The organism is Ruegeria sp. R14_0, assembly GCF_017743975.1.
Classification (GTDB): domain Bacteria; phylum Pseudomonadota; class Alphaproteobacteria; order Rhodobacterales; family Rhodobacteraceae; genus Ruegeria.
Window position 1 is genome coordinate 272722 of sequence record NZ_JAGHRC010000005.1, and the last position, 20046, is coordinate 292767.

The 20046-nt window shown below is 60.0% G+C and carries 18 protein-coding genes; 6 read left to right on the forward strand and 12 right to left on the reverse strand.

The features are described 5' to 3' along the window. Positions 1-40: 40 nt before the first annotated feature. A complete protein-coding gene (locus J7416_RS16030) occupies positions 41-745 on the forward strand; it encodes a DUF374 domain-containing protein (protein WP_209226189.1) in 705 nt (234 codons plus the stop codon). Here J7416_RS16030 and J7416_RS16035 read toward each other — a convergent pair. The 6 genes from J7416_RS16035 to gcvA all read right to left on the reverse strand — a co-directional run bounded on the left by J7416_RS16035 (position 742) and on the right by gcvA (position 8879). Continuing rightward, positions 742-987 (reverse strand): MoaD/ThiS family protein, encoded by a 246-nt coding sequence (locus J7416_RS16035; RefSeq protein WP_209226191.1) that lies wholly within the window; start codon positions 985-987, stop codon positions 742-744. The genes J7416_RS16030 and J7416_RS16035 overlap by 4 nt on opposite strands. Next, the gene (locus tag J7416_RS16040) at positions 980-3238 is read right to left on the reverse strand and encodes a xanthine dehydrogenase family protein molybdopterin-binding subunit (RefSeq protein ID WP_209226192.1); all 2259 of its coding nucleotides are present in this window, start codon (positions 3236-3238) and stop codon (positions 980-982) included. Before J7416_RS16040 ends, J7416_RS16035 begins: the two co-directional genes overlap by 8 nt. Then, entirely contained in the window at positions 3238-3717 is a 480-nt protein-coding gene (locus J7416_RS16045; protein WP_170427320.1) for a (2Fe-2S)-binding protein, read from the reverse strand. The genes J7416_RS16040 and J7416_RS16045 overlap by 1 nt, the downstream gene beginning before the upstream one ends. After that, positions 3714-4580 (reverse strand): xanthine dehydrogenase family protein subunit M, encoded by an 867-nt coding sequence (locus tag J7416_RS16050; RefSeq protein ID WP_209226193.1) that lies wholly within the window; start codon positions 4578-4580, stop codon positions 3714-3716. Before J7416_RS16050 ends, J7416_RS16045 begins: the two co-directional genes overlap by 4 nt. A 129-nt stretch (positions 4581-4709) precedes the next feature. Further along, positions 4710-7922, reverse strand: a complete 3213-nt coding sequence (locus tag J7416_RS16055; RefSeq protein ID WP_209226194.1) for a reductive dehalogenase — start codon at positions 7920-7922, stop codon at positions 4710-4712. 105 nt (positions 7923-8027) lie between these two features. Then, the gene (gene gcvA / locus J7416_RS16060) at positions 8028-8879 is read right to left on the reverse strand and encodes a transcriptional regulator GcvA (protein WP_209226196.1); all 852 of its coding nucleotides are present in this window, start codon (positions 8877-8879) and stop codon (positions 8028-8030) included. A gap of 103 nt (positions 8880-8982) precedes the next feature. On the opposite strand from gcvA, the gene J7416_RS16065 reads away from it, so the two are divergent. Then, a complete protein-coding gene (locus tag J7416_RS16065; RefSeq protein ID WP_209226198.1) occupies positions 8983-9684 on the forward strand; it encodes an SDR family oxidoreductase in 702 nt (233 codons plus the stop codon). A gap of 2 nt (positions 9685-9686) precedes the next feature. Here J7416_RS16065 and J7416_RS16070 read toward each other — a convergent pair whose 3' ends face one another. From J7416_RS16070 to J7416_RS16085, 4 genes are read right to left on the reverse strand one after another with little or no spacing between them, the layout of a single operon-like run. After that, positions 9687-10958: an FAD-binding oxidoreductase gene (locus J7416_RS16070; protein WP_209226200.1), complete on the reverse strand. Its 1272-nt coding sequence runs from the start codon at positions 10956-10958 to the stop codon at positions 9687-9689. A 39-nt stretch (positions 10959-10997) separates the two neighbouring features. Continuing rightward, entirely contained in the window at positions 10998-12032 is a 1035-nt protein-coding gene (locus J7416_RS16075) for an ACP S-malonyltransferase (RefSeq protein ID WP_209226201.1), read from the reverse strand. After that, positions 12029-14221, reverse strand: coding sequence for a thiamine pyrophosphate-dependent enzyme (locus J7416_RS16080; RefSeq protein ID WP_209226203.1), 2193 nt, complete (start codon positions 14219-14221; stop codon positions 12029-12031). Before J7416_RS16080 ends, J7416_RS16075 begins: the two co-directional genes overlap by 4 nt. Before the next feature lie 23 nt (positions 14222-14244). Further along, positions 14245-15411, reverse strand: coding sequence for a pyridoxal phosphate-dependent aminotransferase (locus J7416_RS16085; protein ID WP_209226206.1), 1167 nt, complete (start codon positions 15409-15411; stop codon positions 14245-14247). Positions 15412-15507: 96 nt separating this feature from the next. On the opposite strand from J7416_RS16085, the gene J7416_RS16090 reads away from it, so the two are divergent. Beyond that, positions 15508-16398, forward strand: a complete 891-nt coding sequence (locus tag J7416_RS16090; RefSeq protein WP_209226208.1) for a LysR substrate-binding domain-containing protein — start codon at positions 15508-15510, stop codon at positions 16396-16398. 163 nt (positions 16399-16561) lie between these two features. Here the strand turns inward: J7416_RS16090 and J7416_RS16095 are convergent, their stop codons facing one another. Both J7416_RS16095 and J7416_RS16100 read right to left on the reverse strand, forming a co-directional pair. Then, entirely contained in the window at positions 16562-17719 is a 1158-nt protein-coding gene (locus J7416_RS16095) for an acyl-CoA dehydrogenase family protein (RefSeq protein WP_209226209.1), read from the reverse strand. Positions 17720-17848: 129 nt separating this feature from the next. Continuing rightward, positions 17849-18409: a TetR family transcriptional regulator gene (locus J7416_RS16100; protein WP_209226211.1), complete on the reverse strand. Its 561-nt coding sequence runs from the start codon at positions 18407-18409 to the stop codon at positions 17849-17851. 301 nt (positions 18410-18710) lie between these two features. On the opposite strand from J7416_RS16100, the gene J7416_RS16105 reads away from it, so the two are divergent. The 3 genes from J7416_RS16105 to J7416_RS16115 are packed head-to-tail and all read left to right on the forward strand — an operon-like array spanning position 18711 to position 20012. After that, on the forward strand, positions 18711-19175 hold the full coding sequence (locus tag J7416_RS16105) for a nuclear transport factor 2 family protein (protein WP_209226213.1): 465 nt from the start codon (positions 18711-18713) through the stop codon (positions 19173-19175). Positions 19176-19186: 11 nt separating this feature from the next. Continuing rightward, positions 19187-19807 (forward strand): pyridoxamine 5'-phosphate oxidase family protein, encoded by a 621-nt coding sequence (locus J7416_RS16110; RefSeq protein ID WP_209226216.1) that lies wholly within the window; start codon positions 19187-19189, stop codon positions 19805-19807. Between the two features lie 43 nt (positions 19808-19850). Beyond that, complete coding sequence (locus J7416_RS16115; RefSeq protein ID WP_209226218.1) at positions 19851-20012, forward strand: hypothetical protein; 162 nt, start codon at positions 19851-19853, stop codon at positions 20010-20012. Positions 20013-20046: the final 34 nt, after the last annotated feature.

Here is a 20046-nt window from a genome sequence, read left to right on the forward strand (position 1 = left end):
ACTATAAGACACGGTTTGGCCAGAATAAGGGACCCGATCCGTGAGTATCCGCAAGAAGATTGCCAACAGCGAAAGCCTGCTGAACTGGGCGGCGCGGCGCATTGCCAGCTACATCCGATTGGTCAATCGCAACACGCGCTGGCAGCGCATCGGGTACGAGGAACTGGACCAGCTGGCCGAACAGGGCGAACCAGTTATTGTTGTTCTGTGGCATCAGCGTTTGGCGCAGTCGCCATATTTCTATCCTCTGGACAAAGGGCGCATTTGTTCAATCACCTCGTCGGCTCGTGCGGGCAGCATGGTGGGCCGCGTTCAAAAGCTGTTCGGTATGGATACGATCGCGATGTCCAGCCACAAGCGTCACGTCGCCTTGTCACGTGAAGTGCTGGGAAAAATGAAGCAAGGGATCTCGATCGGGATCGCCGCAGATGGTCCGCGCGGGCCGGAACGCGTGTCGTCGACCGTACCGCTGGTCTGGGCGCGAACATCCGGCAAGCGGGTTTTCGGGATCACCTACTCGGCCAAGCACGGGCGCGAGGCCGGGACCTGGGACCGCCTGCTGATGCCGCGTCCATGGCGGAACGAAGGCGTTTTCCTGTGCCGGGAATGGACGGAAACCGTCCCGCGCAAGGCGACTGACGAACAGTTCGAAGACCTACGCCAAAGCCTCGAGGACCACATGAACGACATCACCGCCGAAGCCGACCGCATGGTCGGGCGGGCGCCTTGGTCGCCTAAAAGCTAACCGCCTCTCAGGCGCTGCATCAGGTAGACTTCGCTGCCTTCCGGGATCGGTTCTGTCAGGCCGGTCGCGATGACACGGCCATCAATCGCAATCGACACGCCCGCATCTATCGGGCCTTGTAACTGCGGGTGCGCATGCACAAGGGCGCGCAACAGATCACCGGTGGTTTTGGCCTCGACCTCAACCACCTGTTGGCCCCCGGTCAAAGACCGGAGGCCGGACCAGAGGTGAACCTCAACCATTGTCCTTGAGCGCGGCCAGAATACGCGGCGGTGACATCGGTAGCTGCCGCATCCGGACGCCTGCTGCATGCGACACCGCGTTGGCGATGGCAGCAAGGGGTGGCACGATGCCCGTCTCGCCCACACCACGCACACCGAACGGGTGACCGGGGTTGGGAACCTCGACGATCACCGTGTCGATCATCGGCAGGTCACTTGCGACCGGGATGCGGTAGTCGAGGAAGATCGAGTTCTGCAGGCGACCATCGTCGCCATAGATGTATTCCTCGTTCAGTGCCCAGCCGATGCCTTGCGCAGCTCCACCCTGATACTGGCCTTCCACATAGGTCGGGTGAATCGCCTTCCCGGCGTCCTGAATGACCGTGTAGCGGGTGATGCTGGTCTTGCCGGTTTCGGGATCGACCTCAGCATCGACGATGTGAGTGCCAAAGGACACGCCCGCGCCTTCTGGCGTCGCCTCAAAATGCCCCGAGATCGGGCCGCCGGTCGACCCCATATCAGCCGTGATATCGCCCAGCGGCATTGGATCGAAATCCCCTGCGTTGGGCCCCGAAGGCACTGCGCAACCATTTTCCCATTTCACCGCATCCACCGGGATGCCCCACTTGGCCGCAGCACGTTCACACAGTTTTTCGACCGCGTGCTTGGCCGCCTTGATCGTGGCCAGACCGGACGCATAGGTCACACGCGAGCCGTGGCTGACGTCGTTGTACCCAAGCGTCGCGGTATCCGCGATGGTTACGCGGATGTTCTCGTAGGGAATACCCAGAACCTCGGCCGCCATCAACGCCATTGACGCGCGCGAACCGCCGATATCCGGTGTACCCACCATCAACTGCGCCGAGCCGTCCTCAGACAAAGACAACGATACCGATGTCTCACCGCCGTGGTTGAACCAGAACCCGCAAGAGATACCGCGCCCCTGCCCCGGTTTCAGCGGGGCCGAGTAATGCGGATGCGCCTTGGCGGCCTCCAGCGTTTCGACCAGGCCAATCCGCTCATAGCGCGGGCCATAGCTGGCCTTGGTGCCCTCATGCGCGGCGTTCTTAAGGCGCACGTCGACCGGATCAAGGCCCAGCTTTTTGCACAGCTCGTCAATCACAGACTCAACAGCAAAGGCACCCATCGGTGCGCCCGGCGCGCGGTACGCGGCCTGTTTCGGGCGGTTGGCCATAACATCATAGCCGATCTGCTTAACGTTGGTCAGGTTGTAGGGTGCAAAGGCGCACATTGCGGTCATGTCGCCCGGCGCGCCGGGGAAGGCCCCACCCTGCAAGCGGAACACGCCTTGGGCGGCCGAGATGGTGCCGTCCTTTTTCATTCCGATTTTGATGTCCATCGAAGCCGACGCAGTCGGACCCGTGGCACGAAACACCTCGGACCGGGACATCACGATTTTAACCGGGCGATTGGCCTTGCGGCTCAGCGCCAGTGCGACGGGCTCAATAAACACAGTGGTCTTGCCACCGAACCCACCGCCGATTTCGGACGCTGTCACACGCAGTTGCGAGGTTTCAATACCCAAAAGTGCGGCGCAGGTTTTCTGCGCGATCCAGTGACCTTGCGTGGTGCACCACAGTTCACCCTTGCCATCATTGCCCAGCATGCCCAGGCAGGCGTGCGGTTCGATATAACCCTGGTGGGTTGCTTCGGTGACAAAGCTGTCTTCGATGACCAGATCCGCCTCGGCAAAACCGGCCTCAACATCTCCGTGACCACTTTCGTGATAGCGGACGACGTTCGGGTGCAGACCTTCGGGCACGGAGTAATCCGCCGCGCCTTCGCGAATGACCGGAGCGTCCGAGGCCATCGCCTTGTCCACATCGGTAACATGCGGCAGCACTTCGTATTCCACCTCGATCAGCTTCAGCGCGTCGCGGGCTGCCAACGCAGACGTGGCCGCCACAGCAGCGACTGCGTGACCGTCGTACAGAGCCTTTTCACCTGCCATGACGTTTTCCAGAACGTTCCAGAACTCGCCTTCAAGACCCGGTTTGAATTCGACCTGATCCGAGAAATCCGCGCGGGTGACGACGGCTTTGACGTCTTTGTGCGCTTCGGCTTTCGAGGTGTCGATCTTAACGATCCGCGCGTGTGCGTGGGGTGAGCGCAGCACAGCACCGTGCAGCATGCCGGGGGCTGACATGTCTGCCCCAAACTTGGCGCGGCCCGTGACCTTGTCCAGACCATCGGGACGGTCCGGGCGCGTACCTACAAAAGTGAATTCCGATTTACGATCGTCGAGTGCCATTACGAAGCCTCCCGCAGCTCTTCCGCCGTTTCCATCACGGCACGAATGATCTTGTCATAACCCGTGCAGCGGCAGAGGTTACCTGCCAGCCAATACCGGGTTTCCTCTTCGGTCGGGTTGGGGTTTTTCTCCAGCAGCGACTTGGCCGCCACCAGAATGCCCGGAGTGCAGATGCCGCACTGAAGCGCGGCATGTTCGATGAACTTCTTCTGCAACGGATGCAGAACGTCACCGTCCGCAATACCTTCGACGGTTTCGATGCTTTTGCCATCCGCCTCAACGCCCAGCATGAGGCAAGAGCAGACCAAACGGCCGTCAACCGAGACCGAGCACGCGCCACAGTCGCCGGTGCCACAGCCCTCTTTCGCGCCGGTCAGGTTCAGCTTGTCGCGCAGACAGTCCAACAGGGTTTCGCGCGGGTCGCACAGATATTCGACCGCGTCACCATTTACTGTGGTGGATACGTGGAGCTTGCTCATACGTCTTCTCCCTTGGCACGGGTATAGGCAATTTTCGCGGCACGCTTGGCCAGAACGCCAGCGACCTCGGTGCGAAATGCGATCGTGCCGCGTTTGTCGTCGATCGGGTTGCAAGCGGCAGATGCCGCCGCGGCCAGCGCATCCAGCGCGGCCTCATCCAAAGTGCTGCCGATAATGGCCTTGGCGCAGTCTTCGACCAGCAGGACGGTTGGGGCCACGGCGCCCAGGGACACGCGCGCTTCGGTGACGGTGTCTCCGTCCAGACGCAGGCTGACACCCACGCCGACCACGGCAATGTCCATCTCGGTGCGCGGGATAAAGCGCAGATACGCGTCGCCACCATTCTCACCACGTGCGGGGATGTTGACGGCCGAGATCACCTCACCCTTGCCCAGCGACGTTTTGCCGGGGCCGGTGGGGATGTCTTCGACTGCCACCTCACGGGTACCCTCTGGTCCGGTCACGGTAACGGTTACACCTGCGGCAATCATTGCCGGAACCGAATCCGCCGCCGGCGAGCCATTGCACAGGTTGCCGGTCAGAGTCGCGCGACCCTGTACCTGAGTCGAGCCGATCAGGTCCATCGCCTCAACCACACCGGGCCAGTCGCGACCCAGTTCGGCATGCTCGCTCATCTCGGCACCGGTGGCAGCGACGCCCAGTGTCCAGCTGCCATCACCGTTACGGGTGATGTCACTGACACCCTCGATTTTCTTGATGTCGATCAGCGTATCCGGCGTCACCAGTTCCGAGCGCAGCTGCACCAGAACATCCGTGCCGCCTGCCAGAAAACGTGTGATGCCCGTTGCATTTGCAGCCAGGGCCGACGCCTCGGCGAAACTGGCGGGGCTGTGATAATCCATGAAAGTACCTCGCACCTGTTGATCAGGGTTCACTGGGGTTCGGAGTGGACGTTAGTCCAGCCTTCACCCGGCGTCCATGGTCGGAACGACCAATTTTGATGTTTCACGAAGTCGTTTTCAGACTTCGGATCAAAGGTCGAGTTCGATCACCCCATCGGGTTCGGCAGCGCGGCTTTGGCACAGGATGATCGCCCCCTTGCGCTGCGCGTTCGACAGAACGAAATCGCGATGCTCGACCTCGCCGGAAACAACGGCACATTTACAGACGCCGCAGATGCCATCTGCGCACTTTACGTCCACATGGATCCCGGCTTCGTTCAGCACCTGCGCCGCGTCTTTGTCTGCTGGCACGGTCAGTTCCCGGCCAGTTTTGGCCAGCCTCAGAGTGAATGGGTGGTTCTCGTATTCAGGCTGTTCGGGAACCGAGAAATACTCAAGGTGCCGCGCCTCTTCGGGGAATCCCTGCCTTTCTGCCGCTTGAATTACGCCGTCCATATAGCGATCCGGCCCACAGGTATAAACATGCCACCCATTCTGGTAGCCTGCCAGTATCCCATCCAGATCAGCGCGCGTGCCCTCGTCCGAGAAATGGTAGTGCACGCAATCTGCCCAAGGCATTGCAGCCAGATCATCCAGATACCCGGCGCTGTCCCGTGTGCTGGCGGAATAGTGCAGCGCAAACGGTTTGCCTAAACTGTGCAACCGGTGTGCAAAGGCGATCATCGGCGTGATGCCGATCCCGCCACCCATCAGGAAGGTCTTTGTCGCGCGCTCGTCCAGTTCGAAATGGTTGATCGGCTTCGAAATGAAGACCTTGCGCCCCTCATTAAAGATTCGATGCAGCAAAGCTGACCCGCCGCGCCCTTCATCCTCGCGCAGGACACCGATCTGATAAACAGAACTATCAGAGGGATCGCCAGACATGGAGTATTGCCGCAGGAACTCGGGCGCGACCAGTACGTCCAGATGCGCCCCGGCCGTCCAGTCCGGCAACGGCGCGCCATTGAGCGCAGAAAACTCGTACTTGGTCACATCTGCAGTCATTTTGTCGACCTTGGTCAAAGCAACGCGCATCACAGGCGCGTCGCCTGCGATGGTGTAGCGATGGATGACGGACATATCCCCAGCCGCCTTACGGGCCTTGTATTCGTCCGCAGTGACCATCGCGTCATAGGCTTCAATCCCGGCCTCGCGGTCCATTGCAAAGGGATAGGGCCACGGATGCGGGGCCAGATAGGCGGGATAAACGGCCAGCGTTTGGTCTTCGTATTTCAAATCCAGATCGGCTTGCAGATCGCGCCGGTTCAAAGGATGCCGGCTGGGATAATAGGCACCGTCCGGCTGCAGCTCGATGTCCCACCACCACTTCTTGGTGTCGTTCAGGCCACCATTGCCCACAGCATCATCCAGTTTGGCCAGCGCAGGGGCCGCTTGCGGAATGTTCATTGCCGCCCAACGGAAAGGGCGTTCCTTGAAGATCCCTTCGAGGTTCCACGGACAGGTTTTCATGCATCGTCCGCACATCGCACCGCCCGGGGTGGTGACCCGATATGTCGCGCATTTCTGGCTGTCGGATTTCCAGATTTCATAGCCGTTGAACATCAGCTTAGGCCCGGCAGTGATCGCACCGGAAGGGCATTCGCGCGCGCATTTGTTGCAACTTTCGCAGAACGTTTGCAGGCCAAAATCAATCGGCTTGTCGTGCTCAATCGGCATATCAGTTGTGACCGCACCGGATTTCAGGCGTGGGCCGAGATAGGGGTTCAGGATGACCTCACCAATGCGACTGACTTCGCCCAATCCTGACAGCAACAAAAGGGGTGGTTGCAGCACCTCGCCATCCATCACAGTGTGCGCCCGCGCCTTATAGCCTAGGTTCCGTATCTGCTGCGCGATTACGCCGCCCAGCAGGGAAAACCGAAGGTAGGCGCGCATGGATTGAGCGACGCTGATCCAGTCGTCCCCACTTGCGCCCTCCATCGTCTCATAGCCCTGGTCGATGATCATGCTGATGGCCTGATCATGGGGTGGATTGATCTCTTCTCCGGTCGCATCGTGGGAATACCACGCCCATTCCGGGCACCGGCTCAGGCCCACAGCATCGACGCCAAGAAAGTAAGACGCGGCCTTGATATTCGCCGCGTTCCGCGCAGCATCTGTCTGGCGCGGATTGCCCGCGCTGGCCCCGTCTTGCAACAGAACAAAAGCGCCAAGCAAACGACGTTGCGCGAAGCTTGGCGCGGATTTGCGGACGTAGTGCCCACCCTTCGCAGCGTCTTGCAGCGATTTGCCCATGTCGCCAAACTGCGCACGCGCGAACATATCCGCGCGTTTGGGAACGCGGGCCACATTCTCTTCGTCGATATAGGTGGTCGGGTCGGTGACGCGCTTGAGCCGTTCGAACGGATGCGCCCCATCGGCATAGCGACGCTTGGCATAAGGATCGCGGTTCAGGGCATTCTTGGCAAAGCCTTTGCCCAACCACCACGCAGGGCCCTGCGTTCGAAACCACGGCTGTTGTGCCATGGGTTGCAAAGGCTGGTCATGCGCGATCTCCATCTCGGTTGTGACCGCCGCCAAACCGAAACGCTTCCCCAGCCACGGCACGACAACATCGCCCCCCTCATCCGAGGCCAACCCCGCCGCCACAGCCAGCTTGCCCAGGTCAACCTCGGATGACATGGCCGTATGCGCACGGGCATCAAACCCTAAAAGCCGGATGTAATTCGCAATCACCACCGCATTTTCGGTGGCCAGCAGGCAGGCCCGGTGATCCTGCGCATCCATGATCCACTCCGCGCCGGGCTCATCCAGCGCCGGGTCTCGGTTATGTTCATACAGGAAGACAATGGCATGGCGATGTGACGTCATCGGCCTAGGTGCGGCCTCCATGCTGTCCTTCAGATCGGCCATGATCAGGTCAATACCGGACGCCAGCGTCTTGGTCTGCCGCGTCTTCAGCGCGTGCGCCAGACGTTCGATATCTGGGTTGCGCCGGGGCTCGGACAGCATCGCCGCAGCGGGCAATGGCCCGCAGCCCATCATCGACGCGTCGTTGAAATAGCCAAAGGCCTTAAGGTGGTTCGCCCGCTCTGCCGGGTCGGCCGGAATCTCGGACAGCACCGGGTTCACAAACCCGTCGCGAATAGTGTCCATCATTGCCTGAAACTCACCCATCGCGTTAACGATGCTTTCCGGCTGTTCGGGTCGGTGAAAGCTGAGTTTGGGCATCGGCCGCACCCCCGACAAATCCGGCATGTCGCCTTGCCGCGCCAACCGCTCCAGCGGATAAGGGCCCATATGGACCGGCCGGTTCTTGTCCGAGAAAAAGCGGATCCCCATCGCGCACCTCCGTTTGCCTAAAAGTCACCTAACGCGTTGCAGGCGGCAATTCCATTCCTAAGGTTAGGTAAGTTTTCCAGTGACCGCGTAACACGTTGCGCGGCCTCAAGCCTGCGACAGCAGCCAGTTCTTCATCAGCGCCACCAGCTCCGGCTGACGCGGCTGTTTGGGCGCGACGATGTAAAACCCCAGATCCTCGACCAATTCGTCGGGGATCGGCCGCACCAGTTGCCCCGCCTCCAACAAGGCGGAAACCAAAGGCTCGTTCGCCAAAGCTACACCCTGCCCCGACACAGCCGCGTCGATGGCGAGGCTGCTTTGGCTGAAGCTCATCATCTTTGGCTTACCCACAACGCCTGCCCTCTGCAGAAACAAAGGCCACAGCCCATGCGTGTCGTTTAGAAGTATGTGCTGCGCCAAATCAGCAGGCCGGGTGATGCGAGCCGCGGTTTCAGGGCTGCAGACCGGGACAAATCCGGTCGAAAACAGCGGCACCGCGGTCAGCCCCGACCCGAACGGGCCCCTTCCTTGCCGCACGGCGATATCCACGCCGTCGCTTTGGAAATCCGCCAAACGCTCGCGCGCATCGACCTGAACGGCGATCTCGGGGTGGCTTTTGGTAAAACCCGACAGACGGGGCACCAACCATTTCGAGGCAAAACTGGGTGTTACGGAGATGGTGATTTGACGATCGCCTGACAGGTCTTCGACGGCACCTTCGATCAGGCGGAACGCCTTGCGCAAAGGGGCATGAAACCGCCGCCCTGCCTCGGTCAGCGCAAGGCCACGCGGCAGGCGGTCAAAAAGCGGCATTCCCAACCGCGCCTCAAGCCCGCGCACCTGCTGGGCGACGGCCCCCTGTGTGACGCTCAATTCCTCGGCCGCCAACCGAAAATTCAGATGCCGTGCCGCAGCTTCGAACGCGCGCAACGCGTTCAGCGGTGGAAGAGCCGTCATCAAATCACCCTGTAGTTTTTCTACAGCATATGACCAGTAGAACTGATTGGTCAAACGAACGCCCAAAGCGCATCTTGGATTCACCAAAACATGGAGACTTCACATGACCAAAGTGGCGCTGATTACGGCAGGTGGCAGCGGGATGGGCGCGGATTCCGCCCGGAGACTGGCCGCAGATGGGTTCAAGGTTGGCATCCTGTCATCGTCTGGCAAGGGCGAGGCTCTGGCGCACGAGTTGGGCGGCGTGGGCGTCACCGGGTCGAACCAGTCAACGGACGATCTGCAAAAACTGGTTGACGCAGCGATGAGCCATTGGGGGCGCGTTGATGTGCTGGTCAACTCGGCGGGCCACGGACCACGTGCTCCGGTGCTGGAACTGACGGATGAGGACTGGCACACCGGGATGGACGTCTACTTTTTGAACGCCGTCCGACCGACACGGTTGGTGACCCCGATCATGCAGGCGCAAGGCGGCGGGTCGATCATCAACATCTCGACCTTTGCCGCGTTCGAGCCCGATCCGGTGTTCCCCACCTCGGGCGTGTTCCGAGCAGGTCTGGCCGCCTTTACCAAGCTGTTCTCGGACAAATACGCAGCGGACAACATCCGCATGAACAACGTCTTGCCCGGCTTCATCGACAGCCTGCCCGAGAAAGAGGAATTCCGATCGCGCATCCCGTTGGGTCGGTACGGGCGCAGCTATGACGAGATCGCCTCAGTCGTGGCCATGCTGGCGTCAGAAGGCGGCGGCTATATCACAGGGCAGAATATCCGCGTCGATGGCGGCATCACCCGCGCGGTCTGACCTCAGAACCGCGCTTTGACAAAATGGGTCAGCGCCGCGCCGGTTTCGAAATACGCGCGGCGCAGGCCCTTCCAGTTTTCCCGGTAGTCCCGGATTGCAGGAACCGGCAACAGGCTCGGATCACTCTGCAACAGACTTTCGGCGGCAAGGCGACCGAAAACCGTGCCCGGTCCGATCCCGCGCCCTGAATAGCCGTGAACAGACAGGGCATTGGGACCAATCTGTGTGATTTTTGGGATATGATCCGAGGTCATGGCGATGCGCCCATGCCACCCTTCGATCAACTTCTGATCGGCCAACTGAGGATAAAGCTGCGCCAGTTTGCGTCGGACCCAGCTTTTGTGAAACGCCCCGCCTGCCTGATCCAGGTCCCCCATGGCACCAATGATAAACCGCCCCTCTTGGTCCATTCGGAACGAAGTCATGATCAGGCCCGTATCCCAACACCCCTCGCCCCCCGGCAAGACGCTGGCGCGCAAGTTGTCCGACAGCGGAGCGGTGGCGTACTGAAAATAGTAGACCGGCACGTAGGCCGGGGCAGAGGCCGCCAAGTCACGATGATACGCGTTGGTGGCTTGTATCACCGACCTTGCCCGCACCGTGCCCTTTGCGGTCGTCAGCAGCCAAACGCCATCTTCATGTTGCATCGACCGCACCGGGTTTTGCGTGAGGATCAACGCCCCCGCTTCTGCTGCCGCGCGCGCAAGACCACATACGTAAGCCAGAGGCTGAATCGTTCCCGCGCGCGGATCAAATAGGGCACCGTGAAAGGCTTCGCTACCGGTGCGTCGACCGGCTTGTTCCGCTGTCAGCAGCTCAACGGGCGCTCCGGCAGAGGTCAGTTGGGCGTGCCGGGCCTCCAGATCGCGAAAGCCAGCAGCCGAATGTGCGCAATGAAGGGTGCCGTTGCGCACAGGTTCGCAGTCGATCGCGTGCCGGTCGATGAGGTCGAACACCTCAGCCGGGGCCGCAGCCAACAGATCAATCAGGCGATCTCCGGCGGCATCCCCCAGATGTGCGCGGATTTCGGCGGGCGGCAACCACAGACCCGCATTGGCCAACCCGACGTTTCGCCCGGAACCGCCGTGCCCGATCTCTTCCGCCTCAAGCAAACACACCGAAGCCCCGGACTGCGCCGCCCACAAAGCTGCCGAACATCCTGTATAGCCGCCGCCAATCACCGCCAAGTCGACGGTTAGGTCACCGGCCGCAGCGCTCGGTTCGACATGCTCGCGGCATGTGTTCAGCCAGAGGGACTGGTCGTGGTCGCTCACACAAGACTCCTTGAAATTGCGCGGATCATCGGGGCAGCGTCAGCCAGTTGCAAGCGCCCTTTGATCCTCGCGCCCCATTGCGATCAGGAATGGTTTTCCATCCTGTTTCGCATGGAATGCTGCCTTGTCGCCCATCCCATGCCAATCCGCCAAAACCAGCGATTGTGCCACCGCGCCCCCCAAAGTCGCGCCGGGTCCGGTCACGATGAATAAATCAGGCGCAAACTCATGCGCAGCGGTCTGGATTGCGCGGGTGAAGTCATAGGGCTGGGTCACTTGGTGGCCAAGAGTATAGCCCCAGAGCGCCTTGGTATCCGTCGCCCCGGGCCACCAGATCTTGCCGCGACCATCGATCAGAGGGTGTTTCGGCTGTCCAAACAACTCTGCGCCCAGCCGCGCCCGCCCCTCGGCGGCGACCGGAGCCTGTAAGGACGTGTGAAACGCCGCGTGGTTCGCCAGCCGCATCGGAAATCGATCCTGCACGGCGGGCTGCGACGCCTCAAACGCCTCAAGCCCTTTTTCATTGCCAGCCAACACCAACATCCCACCCAGATCGATGGACAGAGCCAGGTCGTGACCCTCGATCGCGTTGATACGCGCAACATCCGCCAGCAGTTCGGCTTTGCGGGCCACATCATTCGCCCAATCGTCACCGACAAAGGGGTACACCAATTGACCACCGATCAGATGGTCCTGCATCAGCGTGCCCATCGTGTTCACAACGCGGAACCCGTTTTCAGCGGACAGCGCGCCAGCCGCGGCCAGAGCAATGTACCAGCCCATTGAGTTGCCGGTGACCGCGACAACCTCGATATCCTTGGCCAGCGCTTGCGCATCTGCCAAGGACGCCGCGTAGATCAGGGGTGAGGCAACGTCGCCCTTCGAGTACTTGGACACCGTAAATCGCGCGGCTCCATCCAAGGCGGTGACAGCCTCCTGCCCAGCCTCAGCGCGAATGGCGTCGAAACTCTGGAACAGGTCCATACGGTGCGCGTGATGGCGATGAAGATAACCAAGCTCGGGCTTGTTATAGGTTCCCCGCCCCGGGCAGATAGCGACGGCTGTACGGGTCATAAGCGGCCTCCGGTCAGTTTCAACGCAGCCGCGACAATCCCGTCTTTCGACGGCAATGGGGCCGCATAGGCCGGGCCGGTTGCGATGAAACAATCCTCGGCCGCGACGCGCGCGATCGGAGTAGTCGGTGTCTCTTCAACAAAGAAAGTCATCAACGCCTCTGACTGGCTGCCGGTGCGCCGACATTCGTCAACGATCAGGACATTCGCGCAAGGTTTGGTCGCCTCGCGCAGCGCTTCGACCGGTAAGGGAGCCAGCCAGCGCATGTCGATGATGCGCGTCTTTACCCCGGCGGCCTCCAACTCGGGCAGGGCCTGTTTCGATAGATAGTGACCGTTGCCATAGGTGACGATGGCCAGATCGGTGCCGTCCCCATGCACGCCAACCTCGCCAAGCCCAATCCGCTGATCTGTCGAGGGATAGGTGGTCATCCAGCCCGCATCCTGCGCCTCGTGCAGATCGCGCATCGGGTACAGGGCGATGGGTTCCAGGAAAACAATCACCCTCTGCTCTTCCCGCGCCAACCTCACGCATTCGCGCAGCATCTGCGCCGCGTCCGCCCCGGTCGAGGGGCAGGCGATGATCACGCCGGGAATGTCGCGCAGAACAGCCAGCGAGTTGTCATTGTGGAAATGCCCGCCGAACCCTTTTTGATACCCAAGCCCCGCAATCCGCAGGACCATTGGGTTGGTGAACTGCCCGTTCGAGAAGAACGGCAGTGTCGCGGCCTCACCCCGGATCTGATCCTCGGCATTGTGCAGATAGGCAAGGAACTGGACTTCAGGGATCGGGACAAACCCGTTATGCCCCATTCCAATCGCCAGCCCCAGAATGGACTGCTCGTCCAGCAAAGTGTCGATCACGCGATCCTGACCAAAGCGTTGCTGCAGTTTCTGCGTCACACCATATACGCCGCCCTTGCGACCCACGTCTTCGCCCATACACACGATCTCACCGTGTTCCAGCATCAGATCAGTGAGCGCCCAGTTGATCAGGCGGCTCATAGGCTGAGGGTCCTCCATCGCGCGCATATCGCTGCCAAACGCCTTGGCACGCGCCTCGGCGCTGGGGCCGTTGGTGGGCTTGCAGGTGCGTTTGGGCGGGATCAGGCTGGCCATCACTTCGGACGCATTGGCCAGATGGGGGCGTGTGGCGGCCTCGGCGGCGATCCGGTCTGTGCGATCACAGGTGTCCTGATAGATTTTCAGAGCTTGCTCCGACGTCAACGCCCCTGCCTGATCCAGCAGACGCACAGAGTGCAACAAGGGATCGTTTGCCTCATCCGCCTCGACCTCAGACTTCGGCATGTAAGTGGTCGGCACATCCGCCCCGGCATGACCATAGAGACGAACAGTTTTCAGATGCAGGAAGGCTGGCTTGCGCCGAGTTCGAACGTATTCCGCTGCCTCCTGCGCGACTGAAAAGGTCTCATAGATGTCCAGACCGTTGGCCTGAAAATACTTGATCCCCGGGCGATACTCCATTGACGCCTGTATCCAGCCTTTCGGGGTTTTGACCGAGATACCGATCCCGTTGTCCTCGCACACAAAGAGCAGCGGCAGAGGTGTCGATTGCACGCTGGTCCACCCAGCTGTGTTGATCGCGCCCTGCGCTGTGGAATGGTTGGCCGAGGCATCCCCGAAAGAGCACATCGCAATCCCGTCCTCGGGCAGCTCGCGGTGTTCTGGATCGTGCCGCCGGGCCGCGCCCAGCGCATAGGCCGCGCCCACCGCCTTGGGCAGATGGCTGGCAATGGTCGAGGTCTGCGGCGGGATCGTCAGCGCCTTGGAGCCCAGCACCTTGTGCCGTCCGCCTGACGTCGGATCCTCTTTTGAACAAGCAAAGCTCAGCAACATGTCCCATGCGATTTGTTGCCCCGGCACCTGCTCGGCCCGCGCAATCTGGAACGCCGCATCCCGGTAATGAAGAAAGGCAATGTCCGTTGGGCGCAACGCACGCGCAACCGCGGCCATGCCTTCGTGACCCGACGAGCCGATAGTGTAAAACCCCTGCCCTGCCTTCTGCATCGCTCGGCTGGTTCGGTCCAAAGCGCGGCTGAGGACTTGTGACCGGTACAGCGATACCGCATCGGTGTTGCTAAGCCCCGGGCGGGGCTTCTCGCCATCGGGAAAGTCGCGATTGGCGACCCGGGTCAGGAAATTTTCGTGAACGATCTGAGCGCGATCCATTGGGTTTTCCCGGTCTTCTTCGGTTACAGTTTGGCGGTGGCGTCCGCGATACGGCGCACCCCTTCTTGCAGGCTTTCCGTCGCATAGGCAAAGGAAAGCCGCAGATGCCCCGGCATCCCAAAGGCACGCCCAGGCACCAGGGCGACGCCGGCCTCATCCAGCAGATAACGGCAGAATTCGTGGTCCACGGGCATTTTCGCAGGCGTTTTGGGAAAGACGTAGAACGCCCCATCCGGAACTGCGCATTCCAACCCGGCCCGGTTCAGCCCGTCCACCACCAAATCCCGGCACACGCGCATCGCCTTGCGCCGCTCGGACAGCAAGTCTTGCGGGCCTGTGATCGCCTCTAATGCTGCGGCCTGAGCAATCGAGCACGCGCCCGAGGTGATTTGCCCCTGTACTGCAATCATCGCTTTGATCAGTGGCACAGGCCCAACACCCCAGCCAATGCGCCAACCGGTCATCGAATAGGCCTTGGACACCCCGTTCACGGTCAGAGTGCGATCCGCCAGCTCGGGCACCGCTTGCACAAAAGGTGTGAATGGCACGTAGGAAAGGTACTGATAGATCTCATCTGAAACCACCCAGACTTGCGGGTGCTTTTTCAGCACGGCCCCCAATGCTTGCAATTCCGTTTTGGAATAGACAGCGCCAGTGGGATTGGACGGCGTGTTCAGCAGCACCCAACGGGTGCGCGGAGTGATCGCGGCTTCCAACTGGCCCGGCCTTAGTTTGAAGCCCTGTTCAGCCGGGCAGCTGAGGATGGTGGGAACACCGCCCGCCAACGTGACCATATCCGCATAGCTTGTCCAGAACGGCGCGGCGGTAATCACCTCGTCGCCTGGGTTCAGTGTGGCCATCATCGCGCCGGACAAGACCTGCTTGGCCCCCGTAGACACAATGACATTCTCAGGCTGCGCGCCCGCCCCTGCTGCGATTGCCTCGCGTAAGGCTGGCGTTCCGGCAGTCGCGGGATAGCGGGTCTGGCCGTCAACAGCCGCCCTGTTCGCTGCTTCAACCACATGATCTGGCGTCGGAAAATCCGGCTCACCTGTGCTGAGCGCGACAACGTCGACGCCTTGCGCGCGAAGACGTGCTGCATGTTCCGAGATACGGACGATCTCGGACAGCTCGATGCCTTGCAGCCGCTCTGCGCGCTGAAAACCCTCGGTGCTGGTTGTCTGTGTCATTGATCCAAATCCACGCCGTCAGCCATATCTCTGTATCGGGCTGGCGCGGGACAAATGCCAGTGATATTCCGTACAAAAGGTATGAGGATTAGTCATATGATTGGACCCCGCCGGTTCCTGCCCTCGATCCCCTCTCTATTGGCGCTCGAGGCGGTTGATCGCCTTGGCAGCGCCTCGGCCGCCGCCGAAGAGCTGTCGCTGACCCAAAGCGCAATCAGCCGTCAGCTCAAGTCGATGGAAGAACAGTTGGGTGTCGCGCTGATCCAGCGCAATCAGATGCGACTGCACCTCACGCCCGCAGCGAAAGATTATGTTGAGGTGGCTCGCACCGCGTTGAACCAACTGGCGCAGGCGTCGCTGAAGCTGAAAGCGAACCCAACCGGCGGGTCATTGAACCTGTCGATCCTGCCCGCCTTTGGGATGCATTGGCTGGCCCCCCGCCTGCAGGACTTTGCCCGCCACCACCCCGAAGTGACCGTGAATCTGAGCACATGCCTCAAGCCCTTCGACTTCCAGACCGAACATTACGACGCCGCCATTCACTTTGGTCAGAAGGACTGGCCCGGGGTGCATTACCTTCCGATTATGCGAGAAGAGGTGCTGCCGGTCTGCGCGCCGGACTTTTTGCCCGAACAGGATAAGGGTCTGGACTGGCTGATGGCGGCCCCGCTGTTGCACTTGGAAACCAGACCGGATGCGTGGGAGCGATGGTTCGCGGAACAGGGGCGCGATGCCTCGGGGATGCGCGGCATGTTGTTCGATCAGTTCTCGACAATGGTTCAGGCCACAATCCATGGGTTGGGCGCGGCGCTACTGCCCAGCTACCTGATCGAGCAAGACCTGCAATCCGGCCGGCTGGTTCCCGCCTGGGACGGGCCTCGCGTCAGCCTGGGGCATTTCTACCTTGTCTGGCCCCAATCCAAACCGGTGTCTGAGCCATTGAATTCATTCCGGACTTGGCTGCAGGACCAACTGAGGTCCGCCTGAGGCTATTCGTCTCGTCGTCACGCGCAACTGCGCGGCCTTTGACCTTGCGTCCTGCGGACGGCGGGGCGGGCCGTGCAGGTGCGGGCGATGCCCGCGCCTGCACGGCCCAACGGAAGGAGACGTTTTGCAAAAATGTTGACGACGGGCGGGAGCCCGCGCCGTGTTAATTGTCCAACGAACGGGCGATGAGTTCCTTCATAATCTCGTTGGTACCACCATAGATCATTTGGACACGCGCATCGGCGTAGAGGCGCGCAATGGGATACTCCATCATGAAGCCGTAGCCGCCGAACAGCTGCAGGCATTCATGCATGATCTCGTTTTGCACCTCGGACCCCCAATATTTGACCATCGAGGCCTTCGCGGCATCCAACGTCCCATCTTCCAGCTGCGCGACACAGTCATTCACAAAGCTGCGCAGAACTTCGGCTTTGGTCTTGCACTCGGCCAGTTTGAAACGCGTGTTCTGGAAATCCATGACGCGCTGACCAAAGGCCTTGCGTTCCTGCGTGTATCGAACGGTCTCGGCAATCGCGAAATCAATAGCGCCCAGTGCCATGATACCGATTGTAAGACGTTCCCAGGGCAGCTGCTTCATCATCTGATAGAAGCCCTGACCTTCTTCCGGGCCGATCAGGTTGGTCATGGGCACTTTGACGTCTTCAAAGAACAGCTCAGCCGTATCATTAGCCTTCATTCCAAGCTTCTTGAGATTGCGGCCCCGGCGGAACCCTTCTGCTCCGTCGGTTTCGACTGCGATCAGCGATACGCCCTTGGATCCCTGGGTCTTGTCCGTTTTGGCAGCCACAAGGATCAAGTCGGCGGTCTGACCGTTGGTGATAAAGATCTTGGACCCATTCATACGATAGGAGTTCCCGTCCTTATCCGCCGTCGTACGAATAGACTGCACGTCCGAGCCGGTACCGGGTTCGGTCATGGCCAGGGCGCCGACCATTTCGCCGGACGCCAGACGCGGCAACCATTTCTGTTTTTGATCCTCGCTGCCGTAGGCGGTCAGGTAATGGACAACGATCGACTGAATGCCGAAACCCCAACCCGAGTCACCGCGCGCCGATTGCTCATACAAAGTGACCGCGTCAAACCCGATACCGCCGCCTACGCCGCCGAACTCCTCGGGGATCGCGCCAGCCATCAAGCCCATCTCACCGGCCTTGTTCCAGAAGTCGCGATCGACCATGCCGTTCTGATTCCAGCGCTCAATGTTCGGCACAAGTTCATCGTCCATGAACCGGTTGGCCATTTCAGCAAACATCTGGTGCTCTTCGGTGACCCATTTTGCGGTCGGCGTGAATAGCGACATGTTGGTTTCTCCCGTGTCTGATTGTCATCAGGGTAGCTTTGGAGCCCCCTCAAACCAACCCGCGCACAGGATTGCTACGCAACGTCTTTTTCGACGACCGCGCCACTCTGGCACGTTGTCATCGCGTCACTACAAAGCCGAATCCAGTAAGACACGTGCCGCGGCTTTGGCGTCTCTGGCCGGATCGCAGCTTTTGACCAGAACCGCCGTGACGATTGCACCCTCTTTCAGCAACAGCAACTGACACCCCAAAGCCTCGGGGTTTCGCACTCCAGCCTGACGCGCCAGATCCGTATAAAAATCGAGGATTAGGCGTTTGTGCTCGGCCGCCTGGAGGTGGATCGGATGAGACTTCTCCTGAAATTCAGCGCCTGCTTTGATGAACATGCATCCACGAAACCCGTCTTCTTCAAACCATTCGCCCAGCGCATCGAAACTGGCGACCAACTGATCGGCTGGCGTATCGGCAAGCTCGGAAACCCGGCGCATGAACCATGTACGAAAATTCTCATCCCGCAATCGAAGTGCGGCAAGGATCAGGTCTTCTTTTGTACGGAAATGCTTGTACATCGACGTTTTCGACACGCCCGTCTCAGCGACCAGTTTATCCATGCCGGTTGCGTGGAACCCATCCCGATAGAAGACCTCTAAAGCCTTGCTGACAAGCTCATCACGTTTGTTCGGGCGCATGATTCGGCTCCTTAATGTACTGATCGGTACATAATGCGTCGATTTGTCGGTCGCAACACGACCAACCCAAGTATTTGTTTTTGTGACATAAAAACCCCTCACCATGCGGAGCTCTGAGGAATTTTCAAATTGATACTTGAAAAAGGTTACCGATCGGTACACTTTCTCGACAAGATGTACCGATCAGTAAACTTTGGAGCGATCCCATGAGACGCCACACCAGACCCTTCCCCGCACAATATGTCCCCCTTTTGCTAACTATAGCTCTGATAGCGGCCTCACTGACCTGAAAGACCTGCGCATGACACGCCCTCCTCTCCCCCCGTTCACGTTGGAAACTGCCACGCAAAAAGTGCGTATGGCCGAGAACGCCTGGAACAGCCGTGACGCGAAAATTGTGACCCCCGCCTATACCGACGACAGCCAATGGCGAAACCGGGCCGAATTCCTGAGCGGCCACGCCGAAATCCACGCCTTCCTGACCCGCAAATGGAATAAAGAGCTGGAGTATCGGCTGATCAAGGAACTTTGGGCCTATGCCGGAGATCGCATCGCCGTGCGCTATGCTTATGAATGGCGGGACGACAGTGGTCAGTGGTTTCGGTCCTACGGGAATGAGAACTGGCGTTTTGCCGAAGACGGCCGCATGGCCGAGCGTCATGCATCATTGAACGACCTTCCGATTGCCGAAACCGAGCGACTGTTTTTCTGGCCGCAAGGCCCCCGCCCCGATGATCATCCCGGCCTGTCTGATCTGGGACTTTGAAAGGACACCCCATGCCTCGCGCCTTTTCAGAACTGACCTTCACCCCCGCTGTCCGTGCGCATCAGGAACGGATGGGGTCTGCCAAGACCTATTCCAAGTTCATCGAAGAAGGCCCGCAACAAGGTCATGAAATTGGTGAGGCGGAAAAAACATTCATCGAGGCCAGAGACGGGTTCTATCAGTCTACCGTGTCCGAAACCGGGTGGCCCTACGTTCAATATCGTGGGGGTCCGATTGGATTCCTCAAGGTTCTGGGGCCGCGGACAATCGGGTATGCTGACTTCTCGGGCAACAAACAGTACATCTCGCGCGGGAACCTGGACGGGAATGACCGGATTGCCATGATCCTGATGGATTATGCCAACCAGCGCCGTCTGAAAATCCTGGGTCGAGTCGAATTTGCAGAAGGCGAGGCCGCTGCTGCCAGCCTTTACCCCGAAGACGCCGAGGCACCGGCCGAACGTGCCGTCATCATCCGGGTCGAGGGACTGGACTGGAACTGCCCTCGCCATATCACACCGCGCTTTACCGAAGCCGAACTTCGGCCGCACCTGAACAGGTTGGGGCAACAACTGGCGCAGCTTCAGGCAGAAAATGAACGGCTAAAGCAGGAACTGGAAAACCGATCCTGACTGCATTGCAACGTAAAATCTATTCCGAACAAGGACTTTCCCCATGATACGTTCCACGCTGAATATGGCCGGTATTATTTTGGCAGGCTTTGCGCTGACCACGGCGGCCGTGATGTTTGGGTTCTTCGCATCGCCCGAGGCCGTAAGACCCCCTCCGCCTGAGGCCTACAACTCGCTTTTGCTGCAAACCTTTGCCAACAGGTGACACCTACACAAGGGCTGAAAAACGTGCTAAAGCT

Excerpts from the sequence above, each read along its gene's own strand:
- J7416_RS16035 (WP_209226191.1), bottom strand. The coding sequence starts at position 987 with ATGGTTGAGGTTCACCTCTGGTCCGGCCTCCGGTCTTTGACCGGGGGC.
- J7416_RS16040 (WP_209226192.1), bottom strand. The coding sequence starts at position 3,238 with ATGGCACTCGACGATCGTAAATCGGAATTCACTTTTGTAGGTACGCGC.
- J7416_RS16045 (WP_170427320.1), bottom strand. The coding sequence starts at position 3,717 with ATGAGCAAGCTCCACGTATCCACCACAGTAAATGGTGACGCGGTCGAA.
- J7416_RS16050 (WP_209226193.1), bottom strand. The coding sequence starts at position 4,580 with ATGGATTATCACAGCCCCGCCAGTTTCGCCGAGGCGTCGGCCCTGGCT.
- J7416_RS16055 (WP_209226194.1), bottom strand. The coding sequence starts at position 7,922 with ATGGGGATCCGCTTTTTCTCGGACAAGAACCGGCCGGTCCATATGGGC.
- gcvA (WP_209226196.1), bottom strand. The coding sequence starts at position 8,879 with ATGACGGCTCTTCCACCGCTGAACGCGTTGCGCGCGTTCGAAGCTGCG.
- J7416_RS16065 (WP_209226198.1), top strand. The coding sequence starts at position 8,983 with ATGACCAAAGTGGCGCTGATTACGGCAGGTGGCAGCGGGATGGGCGCG.
- J7416_RS16075 (WP_209226201.1), bottom strand. The coding sequence starts at position 12,032 with ATGACCCGTACAGCCGTCGCTATCTGCCCGGGGCGGGGAACCTATAAC.
- J7416_RS16080 (WP_209226203.1), bottom strand. The coding sequence starts at position 14,221 with ATGGATCGCGCTCAGATCGTTCACGAAAATTTCCTGACCCGGGTCGCC.
- J7416_RS16085 (WP_209226206.1), bottom strand. The coding sequence starts at position 15,411 with ATGACACAGACAACCAGCACCGAGGGTTTTCAGCGCGCAGAGCGGCTG.
- J7416_RS16090 (WP_209226208.1), top strand. The coding sequence starts at position 15,508 with ATGATTGGACCCCGCCGGTTCCTGCCCTCGATCCCCTCTCTATTGGCG.
- J7416_RS16095 (WP_209226209.1), bottom strand. The coding sequence starts at position 17,719 with ATGTCGCTATTCACGCCGACCGCAAAATGGGTCACCGAAGAGCACCAG.
- J7416_RS16100 (WP_209226211.1), bottom strand. The coding sequence starts at position 18,409 with ATGCGCCCGAACAAACGTGATGAGCTTGTCAGCAAGGCTTTAGAGGTC.
- J7416_RS16105 (WP_209226213.1), top strand. The coding sequence starts at position 18,711 with ATGACACGCCCTCCTCTCCCCCCGTTCACGTTGGAAACTGCCACGCAA.
- J7416_RS16110 (WP_209226216.1), top strand. The coding sequence starts at position 19,187 with ATGCCTCGCGCCTTTTCAGAACTGACCTTCACCCCCGCTGTCCGTGCG.
- J7416_RS16115 (WP_209226218.1), top strand. The coding sequence starts at position 19,851 with ATGATACGTTCCACGCTGAATATGGCCGGTATTATTTTGGCAGGCTTT.